We start from the raw sequence: 17,122 nt of genomic DNA, 5'->3' as shown, positions 1-17,122 counted from the left end.
CCATATGACTTCGTACTACTTGAAAAAGGCCGCACCCAATGTCCGATCCCGTCCTAAGCCTCAAAGATGCAGCATTGTCACTCGATGGCAATGCCGGGCGTGTCGATATTCTGCATGGAATTTCCCTGGAGATTGCCCGCGGTGAAACGGTCGGGCTGGTCGGGCCATCCGGGTCCGGCAAATCCTCCCTGCTGATGATCATGGGGGGCCTCGAGCGGGCGACAGGCGGCACAATTACCGCACTGGGTCACGATCTGACGGCGATGAATGAAGACGCGTTGGCCCGTTTCAGGCGCGACCACATGGGAGTTGTCTTCCAATCCTTTCACTTGATCCCAACCATGACTGCGCTGGAAAACGTGGCGACGCCGCTGGAACTGGCGGGCGTACGTGACGCGTTCGAGCGCGCCGAGGAAGAACTGCGCGCCGTCGGTCTGGCGCACCGATCCGGGCACTATCCAAGCCAGATGTCCGGCGGTGAGCAACAGCGCGTGGCGCTCGCCCGCGCCCTTGTGACACGGCCCGAGATTTTGCTGGCCGACGAACCCACCGGCAATCTGGACGGCACCAACGGGACCGCGATCATGGATTTGCTCTTTGCCCTGCGTGACCGCCATGGCGCGACCCTCGTACTGGTCACCCACGCGCCCGAACTCGCCGCGCGGTGTGATCGTGTCATCCAGTTGGCCGATGGCCGCGTCGCACCGGAACGGGCCGCCGCGGAATGAGCCTTGCAACATCCGCCCGCTTTGCCCGCCGTGAATTGCGCAGCGGCCTCTCCGGCTTTCGTATTTTCCTCGCCTGCCTCGCCCTCGGGGTCGCGGCCATTGCCGCCGTCGGATCCGTGCGCACCGGGATCGAGGCCGGGCTTGCACGCGAAGGCGCATCGATCCTGGGCGGCGACGCCGAACTGGATTTTACCTACCGCTTTGCCTCCGAGGAAGAGCGCGCATGGATCGACAGTATCGCGGTTGAGGTTTCCGAAATTGCCGATTTTCGGTCCATGGCCGTTGTGGATCGTCCCGAAGGTGCCGAACGCGGCCTGACCCAGATCAAGGCCGTTGACAGCGCCTATCCCCTGATCGGAACGGTCGGATTGTCACCGGATATCCCGCTGGCGGACGCGCTGGGCGACCAGAATGGACTGCCGGGCGGCGTGATGGAACGGGCACTGATCGACCGCATGGGCCTCAGCGTCGGAGACACGTTCCGACTGGGCACGCAGGCGTTCATTCTTTCTGCCATATTGGAGCGTGAACCCGACGCAGCGGCAGGCGGCTTCAACCTCGGGCCACGCACAATCGTGCTCCGCTCAAGCCTCGAGAACGCAGAATTGCTGGCCGCAGGCACCCTGTTCAGCTCAAAATATCGCATGACCCTGCCGCCCGGCACCGACTTGGCCCAAGCCGAAGCGGACGCGCAGGCGCGGTTCGAGAACAGCGGCTTGCGTTGGACGGATTCGCGCAATGGCGCACCGGGTGTCTCGGAATTCGTGAACCGGCTGGGGTCCTTTCTGGTTCTGGTCGGCTTGTCGGGCCTGGCCGTCGGCGGGGTCGGCGTGTCGGCCGCCGTGCGGGCCTATCTGGCAGACAAGACATCGGTGATCGCCACGCTGCGCACGCTCGGTGCCGAACGCAGTACGATTTTTCAGACTTATTTCATCCAGATCGGCGTGTTGTCCCTGCTTGGGATCAGCATCGGGCTGTTTCTGGGGGCGATGGCTCCCATTGCCTTGGGCCCGATCATCGAAGCGAGCCTGCCCATTCCCGCGCAATTCACCGTCTATCCTGCCCCCTTGATCGAAGCCGCGATTTACGGACTTCTGACCGCTTTCATCTTTACGCTCTGGCCGCTGGCGCGGGCCGAAGATGTGCGGGCGGCCACATTGTTTCGGGACGCATTGGGCAGCACGCGCATGTTGCCCGCCCCTCGGTATCTGCTGTGGATCGGGATCGGACTTGCGGCGCTGATCGGGCTTGCGGGCCTCTTTTCCGGAACCTGGCGGCTAACGCTATGGACGGCGGGCGGCATTGCCTTTGCCTTAGGTCTTCTGGCCCTTGCAGCCGTTGGAATCCGCTGGGCGGCCCGGCGCGCGGCACCGCATGCCAAAGGACGCCCCGCGCTGCGTTGGGCGCTCGGCGCGATCTCGGGCACGCGGGAGGGCGCGGCCTCAGTCGTGCTGTCGCTGGGCCTCGGGCTTTCGGTTCTGGCGGCCGTCGGGCAAATTGACGGCAACCTGCGCAATGCGATCTCAGGCAACCTGCCCGAGATCGCCCCCAGCTATTTCTTTGTCGACATTCAACCGGATCAGATCGCGGGCTATACAGAACGGCTGCGAAGCGACCCGGCTGTCACCCGCATCGACACCGCGCCGATGCTGCGCGGCGTGGTCACGCAAATCAACGGCAAGCCCGCGCGCGACGTTGCAGGCGACCACTGGGTTGTCTCAGGGGATCGGGGTGTCACCTATGCCGAGCGGCCCACCGAAGCCACCCGGATCACACGCGGAGAATGGTGGCCCGAGGATTACAACGGCCCCCCGCAAATCAGTTTTGCGGCGGAAGAAGCCGAGGAAATGGGCTTGGGCCTTGGGGACACATTGACAATCAATGTCCTGAGCCGCGACATCACCGGCACGATCACCTCGCTGCGCGAAGTTGACTTCTCGACAGCCGGGATCGGCTTTATCCTCACGATGAACCCCTCGGCCCTGCGCGGCGCACCCCATACATTCATCTCCACCGTTTATGCAGATCCCGCCGCCGAAACCCAGATCTTGCGCGACATCGCCAGCGCCTATCCCAACGTCACCGCAATCCGGGTCAAGGATGCGATCGACCGGGTCAGCGACGTTCTGGCGGGGCTCGCGGCGGCCACCTCCTACGGGGCCGCGGCGACTTTGCTCACAGGGTTTCTGGTGCTGATCGGGGCCGCCGCGGCAGGCACGCAGGCGCGCACCTATGAGGCCGCCGTGCTCAAGACGCTTGGGGCCACCCGTCGCCGCATTCTGCTCAGTTTTGCCACCCGCGCCGCTTTGCTGGGGCTTGGGGCGGGCGTCGTCGCACTCGCCGCCGGGATTTCGGGTGGCTGGGCGGTCAGCACCTTTGTGATGGAAACGGATTACTCCGTCATCTGGCCCTCTGCCCTCGCGATTATCGCGGGGGGCGTCCTCGCCACGTTGCTGGCGGGGCTTGCATTCGCATGGGGTCCGCTTTCGGCCCGGCCAGCCCAGGTTTTGCGCGGACGGGAATGACAAGGCGTTGCCGAGGCTTCGGGACCATGGCACACCCCACCCACGCAATGGAATCACCGAAGGCCGCGCCATGACAGACCAGTTGCCCATGCCCGTTACCGCCCCGCTCAGCAATGCCCAGAGGACACAGCTTCTGAACCTCGTGCGCCGGGCCGCCAAGGCCGAGATCATGCCGCGGTTTCGCAAACTCGACATGGGCGAGGTGGACACCAAGAAAGACGAAACCGATCTGGTCACGCAAGCGGATACCGCCGCCGAGGCGATGATCACGCGCGGTTTGCAAATGGCCTTCCCCCACGCGCTGGTCATTGGCGAAGAGGCGATCTCCAAGCAGCCCAGCCTCATGGACGGCGTCGGCGATGCCGAACTGAGTTTCATCATCGACCCCGTCGACGGGACATGGAATTTTGCCCACGGCATGCCGCTCTTTGGCACGATGGTCGCCGTATGCCGGTTCGGCCAACCCGTGCTTGGATTGATCTACGACCCCGTAGGCGACGACGTGATCATGGCCGACAATACCACGCCCGCGTTCTGGCAAACGATCACAGGGCGACAAAAGCCGATCCAGACCGCCAAGGCCAAACCGCTCGATCAATTGTACGGTTACATGCACATCCGCCTGATGCCGCCTGCGGACCGCGCCCTGACCTTCTCCAAGCTGCATGCATTGGGCCATGTGGGGTCCTTGCGCTGTTCGGCACATGAATACCGGATGCTGGCCACCGGTGGCATCGACTTTGTGATGTCCGGCATGCTGAATGCCTGGGATCACGCCGCCGGCGCTCTGATCTGCGCCCAATCTGGCGGCAAGTCCGCCATGCTGGATGGCGCGCCCTACACTGCTACTACATCCAGCGGGTATCTGCTCTGCGCCTCCTCCGAGGCGGTCTGGAACGATCTGGCGGCGCATTTCGCTGACTTGATGTCCGACACATGACACCATGGTTCTTCGGCTATGGCAGTCTGGTCAATCGCAGCACGCACACCTATCCGCTGGCGCAAAAGGCCACGCTGAACAACTGGCGTCGCACATGGGTACGGACCGGTCTGCGCGAGGTGGTTTTCCTGTCGATCCATCCCGCACCGGGGCATAGTATTGACGGGCTGATCGCGGCTGTGCCCGGCGCAGACTGGGCCGCATTGGACGCCCGCGAAGCCGCTTACGCCCGGATTGCGGCGACGGACCATATCGCGCACGGATCAGACGCCTCTGACATCGCAGCCTATCAGGTGCCCACCGAACACCAGCAGTCGGACGGCACCCATTTCATGCTTCTGAGCTATCTCGATGTGGTCATACAAGGGTTTCTGACAGAATTCGGGCAAGAAGGGGCCGAGGCGTTTTTTGCCACGACCGACAACTGGGATCTGCCCGTACGCGATGATCGCGCCGCCCCTTTATATGCGCGGGCTCAGACCCTGACCCGGAACGAACAATCCCTTGTTGACCGCCTGCTGGCGCAGGTTCAATAGCGGTATCCGGCGGTTCGGTTCGGCGACCCGGCGTGCCAGCACTTTAACACTCCGAAAGCTCACCCAGCTTGATGGCGGATGATCGGGAGCGGCGCAGAGATCAAAACATAAAGCGGCGCCGCGCCTGTCAGATCAAAGCACGGACTTCGGTCAAGACCAGCGGTCAAGGCCCAGGATACGTGATCGCTACCTGAGCCAAACGCCCGCTGGGACCACTGCAATCCGAATTCTCTGTTCCTGAAAAATCCCCCCCGGAGGGCTGGGTTAACCCATTGCCCTCCGACAGGATCAGGGGCGCGCCTTGACCACCTGCAAAAGTGGCATCAGCGACGCCATATCCGGCCCATGGGCCTGACCCGTCAACGCCTTGCGCAATGGCATGAACAATCCACGCCCCTTGCGGCCCGTAGCCTGCTTGACAACAGTGGTCCACGCACCCCAGGTCTCAGCGGTGAATGCCCCTTCGGGCAGCAGCTCCATCGCTTCGGACACAAAGGCCGCGTCTTCGTCGTCGATGACCGGATCGGCACCGTCGCGGCACAACACCCACCATCCTTCAAGATCATGCAGCGTCTCGATATTGTCGCGCATCACCATCCAGAAAGCGTCGGCGAGATCCGCAGGCACACCCAGCGCCGCGATATCAGCCTGCACTGCGCTCAAAGGCAAAGACTGCAAGTATTTGCCCGTCAGCGGGAACAGATCCGCCACGTCGAACTTTGTCGGCGCAGAGCCGAAATGCCCGATTTCAAACCCATCGATCAATTCGGCCATGTCCGTACGCAACTCGACCGGGTCGGACGATCCCAGACGCGCCATCAGGCTCAGCAAAGCCATCGGTTGCACACCCTGTTCGCGCAGATCGCGGAGCGCCAATGTTCCAAGCCTCTTGGACAGGGCTTCTCCTTGAGGGCCCGTCAGAAGGGAATGGTGCGCAAAGCGCGGTACCGCGCCGCCCAGTGCTTCAATGATCTGGATTTGCGTCGCCGTATTGGTGACATGGTCCGATCCGCGCACGATATCCGTGACGCACATGTCAGTATCGTCCACCACGGAGGCGATGGTATAAAGCACCTGGCCGTCCTGACGGATCAGAACGGGATCGCTGACGCTGGCCGCATCGATGCTGATATCGCCCAGAATGCCATCCTTCCATTCGATGCGCTCCTGGTCCAGCTTGAACCGCCACACGCCCTGCCCCCGCTCGGCGCGCAGCGCATCCCGCTCTGCCTCGCTCAGTGCCAGCGCCGCCCGATCATAAACCGGCGGCTTGCCCATGTTCAGTTGCTTCTTGCGCTTGAGGTCCAACTCGGTCGGCGTTTCGAAGGCTTCGTAAAACCGGCCTTTCGCTCGCAGAGTGTCCGCGGCTTCGGCGTAGCGATCCAACCGCGCGGACTGGCGTTCGACCCGGTCCCAATGCAACCCCAGCCATTCCAGGTCCTGTTTGATCGCGTCAACATATTCTTCTTTCGACCGGTCCGGGTCTGTATCGTCGATGCGCAGGATGAAAGTACCGCCTGCTTTACGCGCGATCAGATAATTCATCAGGGCGGTGCGCAGGTTGCCGACGTGGATATAGCCAGTGGGCGAAGGGGCAAAACGAGTGGTTGTCATTGTTCTCTCCGGGGTTGGCCTTGCCTTGTCACAGGGGCGTTGGCTTGTCCAGATCATGAGGCCGCCAAGGCAGCTCGGGTCTTGCCTGTGCAGGTATTTGATCCAGCGTCTGGATTACTGCGCACAAAGTCAAGAATTGGCCCTTGCGCGCAGTGCCTGCAACGCGCCCACCGTTGTTCAACACACAAGACCAAACATCCACATTGGACCGGCATACGCTTCATTTAATGCCGGGTCATTCGACGCGAAGGCCGACTTGCCTTCGCTGCGCGCGGTGGCGCAGGCTTCACCCAAATTTGATCGAAAAAATCGATTTTTTTCGTGACTGTCTCAAAAACGCGCTATAACTAGCTTATCAGAACACAAGGATAGCCCCATGATCAACACACCGAAATTCAATCGTCGCACAGCCTTGATGGGCGCTGCCGCCCTGCCATTGATCGCAGGGACCACCGCGCGTGCCGCAGCCCCGATGCTCGGCGTCAGCCAAAACAACTTCAAGCGGGTCAAGGTCGGCGCTTTCGAGGTCACAACGTTGCTTGCCGGGACGAGTGCAAGGCCCGACCCGCATTCAATCTTCGGCCTTAACGTCGATGCGGACGAATTCAACAGCGTATCCGCGGCGGCCGGCCTGCCGACTGATACGGCACAGTTCTTTTTCACTCCAACGCTGGTGAACACCGGATCCGAACTGGTCCTGTTCGATACCGGCCTGCAAGGCCCCGCCACGGTCAGCGCGATCAAAGCTGCAGGGTATACAGCGGATCAGATCGACAAGGTCGTGATCACCCACATGCACGGCGATCATATCGGCGGCCTGATGACAGATGACGCACCGACCTTTGCCAATGCGGCCTATATGACCGGCGCCGCCGAATTTGATCACTGGGCCAAGGCCGAAAACGAAAACTTCGAAGGCAAGGTACGCCCACTTGCCGAGAACATGACCATGCTGGATGATGGCGGCGCGCCTGCCTCCGGCATCACGGCAATGGCAATGTTCGGCCACACCCCCGGGCACATGGCCTATATGCTGGAAAGCGACGGCACGCAGTTGGTCTTGGGCGCGGACTTTGCCAACCACTATGTGTGGTCCTTGGCTCACCCGGATTGGGAAGTCCGCTTTGACATGGACAAGCCCGCCGCGGCCGCCACCCGCCGGAGATTGCTGGATATGCTGGCGGCAGATCGCACCGCATTTGTGGGCTACCACATGCCCTGGCCCGCAATTGGCTATGTTGAGACAAATGGCGATGGCGGATACCGCTATGTCCCGCATAGCTACCAGCTGACCGTTGGCGGATAAGGCCTGACGACAGGCGGGTCATCTCTCCGCCTCTGACACGGCTTGACAAAAGCCCGTAAGGCGCACCCTCGGTGCGCCTTTTATGTTTGGGAAACGCTGTGGCCAAAACCCCGGCGCAAACCTGCACTGGCTGAATTCGCGACAGGTCGCGGCACACCGTCAGGACGGATCGCGCCACCGGTTCACGATCGGATAACGCCGATCCAACCAGAACGCATGCTTGGTCAGACGCGCGCCCGGAGCAGATTGAAACCGTTTGTATTCACTCAGAAAGATCAGCCGTTCAATCTTGCGCGCCACATCTGCGTCAAACCCTGCGGCGACGCAGTCGGTAATCGATCCATCCCGGTCCACCAGAATTTCCAGCAAGGCGTCAAGATCCGGGTAGTCCGGCAGGCTGTCACTGTCTTTCTGGTCTTCGCGCAGTTCGGCGGAGGGAGGCTTGGTGATGATCCGATCCGGAATCACCTCGCCCGCGTTGCCCATCATCCAATCGCGGTGATTGGAATTGCGCCAGCGGCAAGTCTCGAACACGCGGGTCTTGTAGAGGTCCTTGATCGGGTTGTAGCCCCCGGCCATGTCGCCATAGATCGTGGCATAGCCAACGGCCACTTCGGATTTGTTGCCCGTGGTCAAAAGCATCTCTCCGAACTTGTTCGACAAGGCCATCAGCAGCAACCCACGAATGCGCGACTGGATGTTCTCCTCCGTCAATCCGGGTTCGGTTCCGGCAAAAAGCGGCGCAAGGGTTCCAGTCACGGCCGCGCGCGTCTCCGCAATCGGGACATAATCATAGTGACAGCCCAACGCCTTGGCACAGCTTTCCGCGTCTTCAAGACTGTCGCCTGAGGTATATTCCGACGGCAACATGACACAGCGCACATTGTCCGCGCCCAGCGCATCGGCGGCGATGGTCGCGACCAACGCACTGTCAACGCCACCAGACATCCCAAGCAAGACTTTCTTGAACCCCGTCTTTGCGCAGTAGTCGCGCAAGGAGGTCACCATAACGCGGTAGTCCTGTTCCCATTCGCCCGGATGATGCACAATCTCTCCGGGCATGACACGCCAGCCCTCGGGACCGCGTTCAAGATCAAGATGGGTCACGGTTTCGTCAAAAACAGGCTGCTGCATCGCCAGAACCCCGCCGGGGTTCAACGCAAAAGACGCTCCGTCAAAAACCTGATCGTCCTGCCCGCCCACCATGTTGAGGTAGATCAGAGGCAAACCCGTGTCGACGACGCGGGCCACCATGTGGTTCAAACGGGTCTCGAACTTGTTGCGGTAATAGGGCGACCCGTTCGGCACCAACAGAAACTCGGCGCCGGTTTCCACCAGCGTTTCGGACACGTCCCCGTGCCACGCGTCCTCGCAGATGGGCGATCCGACGCGGGTGTTGCCGACAGAATACGGGCCACCCAGAGGGCCGGAATCAAAAATGCGCACCTCGTCAAAGACGGTTTCATTCGGCAAATGGTGCTTGAGCACACGGCTGGCAATCTTGCCGCCCTTGCAAATCAGATAGGCGTTGAACAACTCCGTCCCTTCGGCCCATGGACACCCGATTGCGAGGGCCGGGCCATCGACACAATCCGCGGCCAAAGCTTCCACCGCTTGCATCGCGGCCACGTGAAACGCGGGCTTCATCACCAGATCCTGCGCGTTATAGCCGGTGATGAACATCTCCGGCAGCGCCACCATATCCGCGCCCGCGGCCTTGCCAGCGTCCCAGGCGGCGCGCGCCTTGGCGGCATTGCCCTCGATGTCCCCGACAGTAGGGTTCAGCTGGCCCAAAGTGATGCGAAACCTGTCGGCCATGGTAGCTCTCCTTCAACGTTCGGCGAGATGTAGCAGAAAGCCAAGCCAAGGGAACCCACCTGCGACGCAAAGCGCATCGGGCCGTCCCTCCTTCTCTGTTCCAAGAAATCCCGGGGGAGGCGCGCATGCGCCGGGGGCAGAGCCCCCTTTCTGCCGACCGGGCACGCACAGGCCAAAGGCCATTGCCCCGCCCGGCCCCCTGTCCTAACCTCTCACCGCCCGCCATATTCGGTTCGGGCCAACGAATCTACCGAGGTACGCGATGCGCCTGTGCAGTCTGATCTTTTGTCTTGCCCTGGTGCCAGCCGTCGCACTCGCCCAAAGCGGCGCTGTGCTGACCAAGCAATATGAAGACGGCGGCATGTACGAAGGCACCTTTCGTGGCGGGCTTCAGCACGGCACCGGAACATACCGGCTGCCCAATGGCTATGAATATACCGGCGACTGGGTCGATGGCGAGATCAAGGGCGAAGGCACCGCACGCTTCCCGAACGGATCCGTCTATGAAGGCACGTTCCTGAAAGGCAAGCCAGACGGATTTGGCAGGATCGTCTTTGCTGACGGCGGCGTCTACGAGGGCGATTGGCAGGCCGGGGCGATTATCGGCGAAGGGGTGGCGCTTTATGCCAATGGAGTGCGCTACGAAGGATCCTTCCGCAACGCCAAACACCACGGCAAAGGCACGATGCAAAGCCCCGGGGGCTACGAATACCAAGGCGACTGGGTCGATGGTATCAAGCAGGGGATGGGGACGATTACCTATCCCGACGGGGCGGTCTATGACGGTCAGATCGTGGCGGGCGAACGCGACGGGACCGGCACGCTGACCATGCCGGACGGCCTGGTCTATGTCGGCCTGTGGAAAGCAGGCCAGATTGATGGCCAAGGCACATTGACCCAGCCCAACGGCGATGTCTACGAAGGCGATCTGGTCTCGGGCAAACGCGAAGGCAAAGGCCGCGTAACCTACGCCAATGGCGACATCTATGACGGCGAGTTCGTAGATGACCGGCGCCAGGGTCAGGGCACTTTTATCGGCAATGACGGCTATACCTATATCGGCCAGTGGGTCGCCGGACAGATCGAGGGACAAGGCCGCGTCACCTATCCCGACGGTGCCGTCTACGAAGGCGCGTTTCGCGATGATCTGGCGCATGGCAAGGGCAAGATCACCTATACGGATGGCTCCACTTACGAAGGCGATTGGATCGCCGGCGTGATCGAGGGCGAGGGCCGCGCGACCTATGCCAATGGCGTCGTCTATGAAGGCAGCTACAAGAATGCACAAAACCACGGCCAGGGCGTCATGACATATTCGGACGGCTACCGTTACGAAGGCAATTGGGTCGAGGGCCAGCGCGCGGGACAAGGCACCGCCACCTATCCGGACGGAACTGTTTACGTCGGCACCTTCGAGAGCGGGCAGCGCCATGGCACGGGCAAGATCGTCATGGCGTCGGGGTTTGAATACGAAGGGGAGTGGGTTCGCGGTGAAATCGACGGACAGGGGACTGCCATTTATGCGAATGGCGATGTCTACGAAGGCACCTTCCAGAACGGCAAGCGTCAGGGCACTGGCACCATGCGCTATGCAACGGGCGAAACGACGACGGGCGAGTGGGAAAACGGCGCACTACCCGAGGGCGGGTAAGCGACATGCGTGCCTTGAGCCTCGGCCTGTTCCTGTGCCTCTGGGCGTTGCCTGTCCTTGCGGAATGGGAATTCAGGGAAGCCTGGGTCGATCCAATCAACAAGCTCGAATTACGCACAGCCGAAACCGTCAGCGATACCGGCGTGACGCTGAACCTCTATCGTAACCCGGCCGGCCGCGTTTACGCTCTGTTTACATTGCCCGAAGGCACTCCTGATTTTGCGGACACTGGCGTGGTTGGCGAAATCACGCCAAATGGCTTTGAAACCAAGGAAATCGAACTGCGCGAAGAACCGGGCCGCTTTGTCGAATTCGGGTTCACCGATGGCCGCGTGTTGCGCACCAGACTGTGGCATGGCCAGGATGAAGCCCCCACCGTGGGAACCTTGCGCGACCTGATCGACGCCGAGACCGTGACGGGCACCTTCCGGCTTGCCGATGGTAGCATGTTGGACGCCGTTTGGTCTTTGGAGGGCGCAGGCCTTCCGATTGCGCAGGCTCTTGGGATCAAAGTGAAGGGGATCGCAGCCGGACCGGATTGGGAAGGGATCGCGTCCCGCTCCCTGATGGCCGCCATGACCGCCTGTCAATTCCCGAAACTGGACATGATATGCGTTCAGCAAGTGACAAATTGCAGTAGCAAAATCAGTGAAGACCGCAACATAGACGCGTTTGAAGCGTGCATCGGCCAATCCGAAAGTACCGATTGACCTGTCATCACCTGCAATTCACTGCGGCTCGAATGATCGCTTATCGCTCTTGCGCCTCCCTTTGAGTGACACTCGCCTTGTTTGCGGTGACCGTTCTGTTAGCGATGGTGGTGCACATGCCAGCCAACGGGGAAAGCCGATGGGCGCACTTACCGGAAAAACTGCCATCGTCACAGGCGCGTCGGCCCCTCGGGGCATTGGTCGGGCGATTGCGTTGCGGCTGGCCCGTGACGGGGCCGATGTCGTCGTTGCTGACATGGACGGCATGGTCGAGATCGCGGGCGCACAAGTCTCAAGGTCGGACTTCCGCAACCGGATCGTTGAAGACATAAACAAGGGCCAGGGCCGGGCAATTTCCGTCAATCTCGATGTAACCCAACAGACCGATGTGGCCGCGTGCATTGCCCGGACGGTATCCGCCTTTGGTCGCATCGACATTCTGGTCAACAACGCAGGGTCTCTGGCCGGATCGGACAATTTCCTGTCGACACGACCGGAAGACTGGGAAACCAGCTTTCGCGTCAATCTGTTGGGGCCCATGATGATGGCGCAAGCCGTGATCCCGAAAATGCGCCAAATAGGTGGGGGCCGGATTATCAATATCGGCTCGACAGGCAGCCTTGGTGCAGAGCCGGGTTTTGGGGCCTATACGGCAATGAAACATGGCCTCGTCGGTCTTAGTAAAACGCTCGCGGCGGAATTTGGCGTCGACGGCATCCTTTGCAATACGGTTTGTCCCGGCTTCATCGCGACGGACATGCATGCGGCGGCCAATCAAAGGCTGGCAACAGAGCGTGGCATTTCCCTCGACGCGGTCAAAACCGAACGCTATGCCAACGTTGCCCTGCGTGACGCAGGCTTGCCAGAAGATGTCGCCAATGCCGTGGCCTACCTGGCGGGACCGCAGGCAAACTATGTCACCGGCATTAATCTGCCCGTGACAGGCGGCGTGCCCACTGGCATTTGATCAACCCTGCGACCCCGCAAGGATTTGAATGCATCGCAGGCACGGTGCGGCAGCATCACGTACGGAAGTTCGATGAAACACATGGCGATTTCGCAAGGCGGGTTGCCGGAAAAACGGCCTTTACCACAAATCGTGTTGGTTCAGCGCATCGACGCATCGTGCCGTTCCCTGCAACGGGGTCAGGTCTTCGGCCGTCAGTGACTGTCCCAGCCATCCATGCGGAAAACTCAGCTTCAGAGGGGCTCGGGCAAAATCTTCGGTCATCGGACGAAAGCCGACCTTGGAATAATAATTCGGGTCGCCATAGGTCACGGCAACTGACACGCCCTTGTCGCGCACGTGCGCAAGCCCGTGATTGATAAGCTTTTCCCCGATACCTTTCCTCTGTTCCTGCGTCTTGACGGCGACAGGCGACATGATGAACACCGTTCGGTCATCCGCGCTGTAGGTCAGACGGGAAAAAAAGATCGCACCCACCAGTGTCTGATCTACGCAGGCCGAAAAGACGAACAGGTCCGAAGCAGGCGTTGATTGCATGAACGTGTCGACCAAGGCACCGATCAGCAGCCCTTCATCGGCTCCGTCTGACGCGGTGAATGTTTCCGTGAACAGACGGGATATTTCCTGTTCTCTGCCGCTATGGCCTGAAATGAAGTGCAAAATGCTCTTTGACCCCCTGATGCTCATGTTCGTTTGATACCCGCTCAACCACAGGCTGAACAGTCTTTGCTGCTGTCCTCGAATGCCCTCACGACAATCCGGGCCGCGAACCGATGCACCTATGCTCGGTCCACGGACTCATGATCCCAAAATATATCGAGCTTGCCGATCAGGTCCTTGTCAGATGGCTGCGGTAAACGCCCACACGGGCGGCGGCGGGGCGAGCGCGACAACCGACGTGATGCGCGAATCGTTGAAGTCATCGCCTTGACGCGCCCATGAGGTCCGAAAGGACTGCAATGCTTCAAGCATGGCGTGCTAGTCCCCTTGCGAGCCACCCAAGGCGCTCTGCCGTGCCGCCGGTACCATGGGACATCAAGACAAAGGGAAATTCATTTGCCGTGGCAAGAGCGGCATTGGGACTCACATCCCCCATTTCAAAGAAAGACGGATCGGACCGTTTGGTCGTCAATGCATCATCGGTCGGATACCATGCGGACTATGCAATGGGGCGATCCGCATCGTTCTGCCAGTTGGACCGGGACACATCCATGATCAGCCCGGTTCGATACCCACACAGCGTCATTTCAAATCCCACTTCAGGGCAACATTCCCAAAAATTGAACAGGCGCTTGTGCCAACCCTGGCGCGCAGCTTCCGCTGCCGGGTGCCCATGCCTCTCTGGTCCAGCCCCCACAGCATCACAATGTCCAGCAGAACTGGGTCAGCCTGATGTCTTGTCTTGCGAGATGTCATCAAACCAATACACTCTGGCGGTATCCAATCGACCATTCAACCTTTGAGGGTTCCACAATGTCCATCACGCTCAATCGCCGCGGGTTTCTGGCCAGCACCGCAGGCTTCATCGCGCTGCACCCGTTCTCGGCCAATGCAGCAAGCAATCAGGCACATTTGCGGATCATGGAAACCACGGACCTGCATGTGCACGTATTCCCCTACGACTATTACGCCGACAGACCGCGAGACACAGTCGGGTTGGCCCGCACGGCAGCGCTGATCCAGGGTATCCGCGACGAAGCGTCCAATTCGCTGCTGATCGACAATGGTGACTTTCTGCAAGGCAACCCGATGGGGGATTACATTGCCTACGAACGCGGTATGAGGGACGGTGACATCCATCCCGTCATTGCGGCCATGAATACGCTGGGGTTTGACGCGTCCACTTTGGGCAATCACGAATTCAACTACGGGCTCGATTTCCTGATGAAGTCTCTGGCGGGCGCGAATTTCCCGGTCGTGAATGCCAATGTCGCTTTGGAAATGGGCAGTGACCCCACGCAGGATAAAACGCTGATCCCTCCTTATGTGATCCTCGACCACAACGTCACGGACGGGTCCGGGGTCGCGCATCCGATCAAGGTCGGTTTGATCGGGTTCGTGCCGCCGCAGGTCATGAACTGGGATCGCCGCCACCTAGAAGGCAAGGTACAGGCTCGCGATATCGTCGAGACTGCCAAGGCCTATATCCCGCAGATGAAGGAACAGGGCGCGGACATCATCGTGGTCCTGTCCCACTCCGGGATCGGCGCGGCCGATGCGACGGACGGGATGGAGAATGCCTCTGTTCCCTTGGCGGGCGTCGAGGGTGTCGATGCGATTCTGACTGGTCACAGCCATCTGGTCTTTCCATCCCCCACCTACGCGGAATTTGCGGGCGCCGATGTGGATGCGGGCACGCTGATGGGCACGCCCGCCACGATGGGCGGATTCTGGGGCAGCCATATGGGCCTCATCGACCTGCTGGTCGAGAAGGACGGCAATGAATGGCGTGTCGTGTCCGCCATGTCAGAGGCCCGCCCGATCTCAAGACGCAACGAAGACCGATCAATCACGGCGCTTGTCGAAAGCGATCCTGAAGTGTTGGCGTCGGTGCAGACAGAGCATGACGAGACGCTGACCTATGTGCGCCGCGCCGTCGGCAAGACCGACGCAGCCTTGCACAGCTATTTTGCTTTGGTGGCCGACGACCCGTCGGTGCAAATCGTGTCCATCGCCCAGCTTTGGTACATCGAACAGATGATGCAGGGGACAGAGCACGAAGGCCTGCCGATTTTGTCCGCAGCAGCGCCCTTCAAGGCCGGCGGCCGCGGCGGCCCCGAGTATTTCACCGATGTCCCCAAGGGCGACGTGGCGATCAAGAACGTGTCCGACCTGTACCTCTATCCCAATACGGCCCGCGCGGTCCGGGTCACCGGACAGCAAGTCAAGGACTGGCTCGAACGCTCTGCCGGGATCTTCAATCAGGTCACGCCCGGAGCGCAGGATGTCGTGCTTCTGAACCCGGACTTCCCGAGCTACAACTTCGATGTGATCGACGGAGTCGCGTATCAGATCGATCTCTCCCAGCCCTCGAAATACGACCCCAAGGGGGAACTGATGGATGCCTCGGCAAACCGCATCGTCAATCTGACCTACGACGGTGCTCCTCTGGACCTGTCGGCCGAATTCATAGTTGCCACCAACAACTACCGGGCCGGCGGCGGTGGCAGCTTTCCCGGAGCGACTGCGGAAACGACCGTGTTCGAAGGACCGGACACCAACCGGGACGTCATCGTGCGCTACATCGTTGAAAAGGGGACGATCAGTCCGCGGGCCGACAGCAACTGGTCCTTCGCCCCGATGGCGGGCACGACCGTTCTGTTTGATACGGGTCCGGCGGCCAAAGCCTATCTGGATCAGGTGAACCTCAATATCGAAGAAGCAGGCGACGGCCCCGACGGGTTTGCCCGGTTCCGTATTTCGCTATAGCAGGCTGCATGCAATTTTAAGCAAGCATGCCCCAAAAATAGGCATAAGAGGCCCCGGTTCGACCCAACAAACCGTCAACCGGGGCCTGTCAGCGTCAGGCCCGGGCCCTCATACCATCGAGGGCGGCGCCCCCCTTTTGCGAAGCCTCGATCCACATTTGGTCGACCGTATCCAGAGCTTCGCCGGAATACTCGATGTCACTGTCCCAATAACGTCCCGAGCGCACGAAATAGCCAAGCTCGGCCTCTTGCTGAAGTGCACGTTGAAACGCCTTTGGATCGGGCAAGGCGGGAAGAATGGTCATTGAACTCAGCTTGCGCACGTCCACTGTTGGGAACACCAACCGACTGTCGCCTTCGGGCGCGCGCAGGCACGCACAGCCCTGCATTGCCGCATGTTGCATCAGCCGTGCCGACTTGGCCTCAAGATTGCGCAACGTCACGTCATCGCGCAGAGGGTCTGCTGTGCCCGCGCCATAGAAATGCCCCTTTCCTTGCGCGGGATACATCATGTCGCAGCCCCAAAAGATGATCGCCGAAGGCCGCAAAGCCGAAAGCACCCAATAGCCCGCCGTAAACGCCATCGTGGCACCGGCATAGATGATCCCGCCATAGGCATTGTTGGCAGGCACGTAAGCATCGGACCTGATCAACGCCTGACCCGCGCTCAAGCCCTGTGGCATGCGATCCTGCGCGAAGTCATCCGGTGCGATGTGGTAATCCCAATCGTCGCGCACTTGCCATGCATTGTTGATCGCAACGATCGATGAGAAGAAAGATTTTGGCAAATACCGGCTGGCCATCACATTTGGCGCGCTGCCAAGAACCAGAACCGGTTTGGTCGTATTCATGAATAAAATGTCACTTTCGGAAAGGCCATTCAGGTCTCAATGGTTTTA

At 60.5% G+C, this 17,122-nt stretch carries 14 protein-coding genes; 9 read left to right on the top strand and 5 right to left on the bottom strand.

What is annotated here, in order from left to right:
• Positions 1-38 precede the first annotated feature (38 nt).
• The 4 genes from LC354_RS10040 to LC354_RS10025 all read left to right on the top strand — a co-directional run bounded on the left by LC354_RS10040 (position 39) and on the right by LC354_RS10025 (position 4,729).
• Positions 39-728 (top strand): ABC transporter ATP-binding protein, encoded by a 690-nt coding sequence (locus LC354_RS10040; RefSeq protein ID WP_223423438.1) that lies wholly within the window; start codon positions 39-41, stop codon positions 726-728.
• On the top strand, positions 725-3,253 hold the full coding sequence (locus tag LC354_RS10035) for an ABC transporter permease (protein WP_223423436.1): 2,529 nt from the start codon (positions 725-727) through the stop codon (positions 3,251-3,253). The genes LC354_RS10040 and LC354_RS10035 overlap by 4 nt, the downstream gene beginning before the upstream one ends.
• Positions 3,254-3,323: 70 nt before the next feature.
• Entirely contained in the window at positions 3,324-4,193 is an 870-nt protein-coding gene (locus LC354_RS10030) for an inositol monophosphatase family protein (protein WP_223423434.1), read from the top strand.
• Positions 4,190-4,729 carry a gamma-glutamylcyclotransferase family protein gene (locus tag LC354_RS10025; RefSeq protein WP_223423433.1) on the top strand — a complete coding sequence of 180 codons (540 nt, stop codon included), beginning with the start codon at positions 4,190-4,192 and terminating at the stop codon, positions 4,727-4,729. The genes LC354_RS10030 and LC354_RS10025 overlap by 4 nt, the downstream gene beginning before the upstream one ends.
• A 288-nt stretch (positions 4,730-5,017) precedes the next feature.
• On the opposite strand, the gene gltX is transcribed toward LC354_RS10025, so the two are convergent.
• Entirely contained in the window at positions 5,018-6,343 is a 1,326-nt protein-coding gene (gltX, locus tag LC354_RS10020) for a glutamate--tRNA ligase (RefSeq protein WP_223423431.1), read from the bottom strand.
• Positions 6,344-6,719: 376 nt separating this feature from the next.
• On the opposite strand from gltX, the gene LC354_RS10015 reads away from it, so the two are divergent.
• On the top strand, positions 6,720-7,649 hold the full coding sequence (locus LC354_RS10015) for an MBL fold metallo-hydrolase (protein ID WP_223423429.1): 930 nt from the start codon (positions 6,720-6,722) through the stop codon (positions 7,647-7,649).
• A gap of 159 nt (positions 7,650-7,808) precedes the next feature.
• Here LC354_RS10015 and LC354_RS10010 read toward each other — a convergent pair whose 3' ends face one another.
• Entirely contained in the window at positions 7,809-9,467 is a 1,659-nt protein-coding gene (locus LC354_RS10010) for an NAD+ synthase (protein WP_223423427.1), read from the bottom strand.
• Positions 9,468-9,729: 262 nt separating this feature from the next.
• On the opposite strand from LC354_RS10010, the gene LC354_RS10005 reads away from it, so the two are divergent.
• The 3 genes from LC354_RS10005 (at position 9,730) to LC354_RS09995 (ending at position 12,795) form a co-directional block, all read left to right on the top strand.
• Complete coding sequence (locus LC354_RS10005; protein ID WP_223423425.1) at positions 9,730-11,118, top strand: MORN repeat-containing protein; 1,389 nt, start codon at positions 9,730-9,732, stop codon at positions 11,116-11,118.
• A 5-nt stretch (positions 11,119-11,123) separates the two neighbouring features.
• On the top strand, positions 11,124-11,828 hold the full coding sequence (locus LC354_RS10000) for a hypothetical protein (RefSeq protein ID WP_223423424.1): 705 nt from the start codon (positions 11,124-11,126) through the stop codon (positions 11,826-11,828).
• A gap of 139 nt (positions 11,829-11,967) precedes the next feature.
• Positions 11,968-12,795, top strand: a complete 828-nt coding sequence (locus LC354_RS09995) for an SDR family NAD(P)-dependent oxidoreductase (protein WP_223423422.1) — start codon at positions 11,968-11,970, stop codon at positions 12,793-12,795.
• Positions 12,796-12,915: 120 nt separating this feature from the next.
• Here the strand turns inward: LC354_RS09995 and LC354_RS09990 are convergent, their stop codons facing one another.
• Positions 12,916-13,455, bottom strand: coding sequence for a GNAT family N-acetyltransferase (locus LC354_RS09990; RefSeq protein WP_223423421.1), 540 nt, complete (start codon positions 13,453-13,455; stop codon positions 12,916-12,918).
• A 180-nt stretch (positions 13,456-13,635) separates the two neighbouring features.
• On the bottom strand, positions 13,636-13,767 hold the full coding sequence (locus LC354_RS27685; RefSeq protein ID WP_263289375.1) for a hypothetical protein: 132 nt from the start codon (positions 13,765-13,767) through the stop codon (positions 13,636-13,638).
• A gap of 501 nt (positions 13,768-14,268) precedes the next feature.
• Between LC354_RS27685 and LC354_RS09985 the strand changes: the two genes are divergently transcribed.
• Complete coding sequence (locus tag LC354_RS09985) at positions 14,269-16,224, top strand: bifunctional 2',3'-cyclic-nucleotide 2'-phosphodiesterase/3'-nucleotidase (protein ID WP_223423419.1); 1,956 nt, start codon at positions 14,269-14,271, stop codon at positions 16,222-16,224.
• Between the two features lie 94 nt (positions 16,225-16,318).
• On the opposite strand, the gene LC354_RS09980 is transcribed toward LC354_RS09985, so the two are convergent.
• On the bottom strand, positions 16,319-17,074 hold the full coding sequence (locus tag LC354_RS09980) for a hypothetical protein (RefSeq protein WP_223423418.1): 756 nt from the start codon (positions 17,072-17,074) through the stop codon (positions 16,319-16,321).
• Positions 17,075-17,122: the final 48 nt, after the last annotated feature.

Origin of the sequence: Tateyamaria pelophila (genome assembly GCF_019966495.1) — a bacterium.
GTDB lineage: Bacteria > Pseudomonadota > Alphaproteobacteria > Rhodobacterales > Rhodobacteraceae > Tateyamaria > Tateyamaria pelophila.
This window is presented reverse-complemented; position numbering and strand designations above follow the sequence as displayed.

What these genes read in the sequence shown, in the direction of transcription:
- gltX (WP_223423431.1), bottom strand. Translation starts at nt 6,343, where the DNA reads ATGACAACCACTCGTTTTGCCCCTTCGCCCACTGGCTATATCCACGTC.
- LC354_RS27685 (WP_263289375.1), bottom strand. Translation starts at nt 13,767, where the DNA reads ATGCTTGAAGCATTGCAGTCCTTTCGGACCTCATGGGCGCGTCAAGGC.
- LC354_RS10030 (WP_223423434.1), top strand. Translation starts at nt 3,324, where the DNA reads ATGACAGACCAGTTGCCCATGCCCGTTACCGCCCCGCTCAGCAATGCC.
- LC354_RS09980 (WP_223423418.1), bottom strand. Translation starts at nt 17,074, where the DNA reads ATGAATACGACCAAACCGGTTCTGGTTCTTGGCAGCGCGCCAAATGTG.
- LC354_RS10010 (WP_223423427.1), bottom strand. Translation starts at nt 9,467, where the DNA reads ATGGCCGACAGGTTTCGCATCACTTTGGGCCAGCTGAACCCTACTGTC.
- LC354_RS10015 (WP_223423429.1), top strand. Translation starts at nt 6,720, where the DNA reads ATGATCAACACACCGAAATTCAATCGTCGCACAGCCTTGATGGGCGCT.
- LC354_RS09985 (WP_223423419.1), top strand. Translation starts at nt 14,269, where the DNA reads ATGTCCATCACGCTCAATCGCCGCGGGTTTCTGGCCAGCACCGCAGGC.
- LC354_RS10005 (WP_223423425.1), top strand. Translation starts at nt 9,730, where the DNA reads ATGCGCCTGTGCAGTCTGATCTTTTGTCTTGCCCTGGTGCCAGCCGTC.
- LC354_RS10040 (WP_223423438.1), top strand. Translation starts at nt 39, where the DNA reads ATGTCCGATCCCGTCCTAAGCCTCAAAGATGCAGCATTGTCACTCGAT.
- LC354_RS09995 (WP_223423422.1), top strand. Translation starts at nt 11,968, where the DNA reads ATGGGCGCACTTACCGGAAAAACTGCCATCGTCACAGGCGCGTCGGCC.
- LC354_RS10025 (WP_223423433.1), top strand. Translation starts at nt 4,190, where the DNA reads ATGACACCATGGTTCTTCGGCTATGGCAGTCTGGTCAATCGCAGCACG.
- LC354_RS10035 (WP_223423436.1), top strand. Translation starts at nt 725, where the DNA reads ATGAGCCTTGCAACATCCGCCCGCTTTGCCCGCCGTGAATTGCGCAGC.
- LC354_RS10000 (WP_223423424.1), top strand. Translation starts at nt 11,124, where the DNA reads ATGCGTGCCTTGAGCCTCGGCCTGTTCCTGTGCCTCTGGGCGTTGCCT.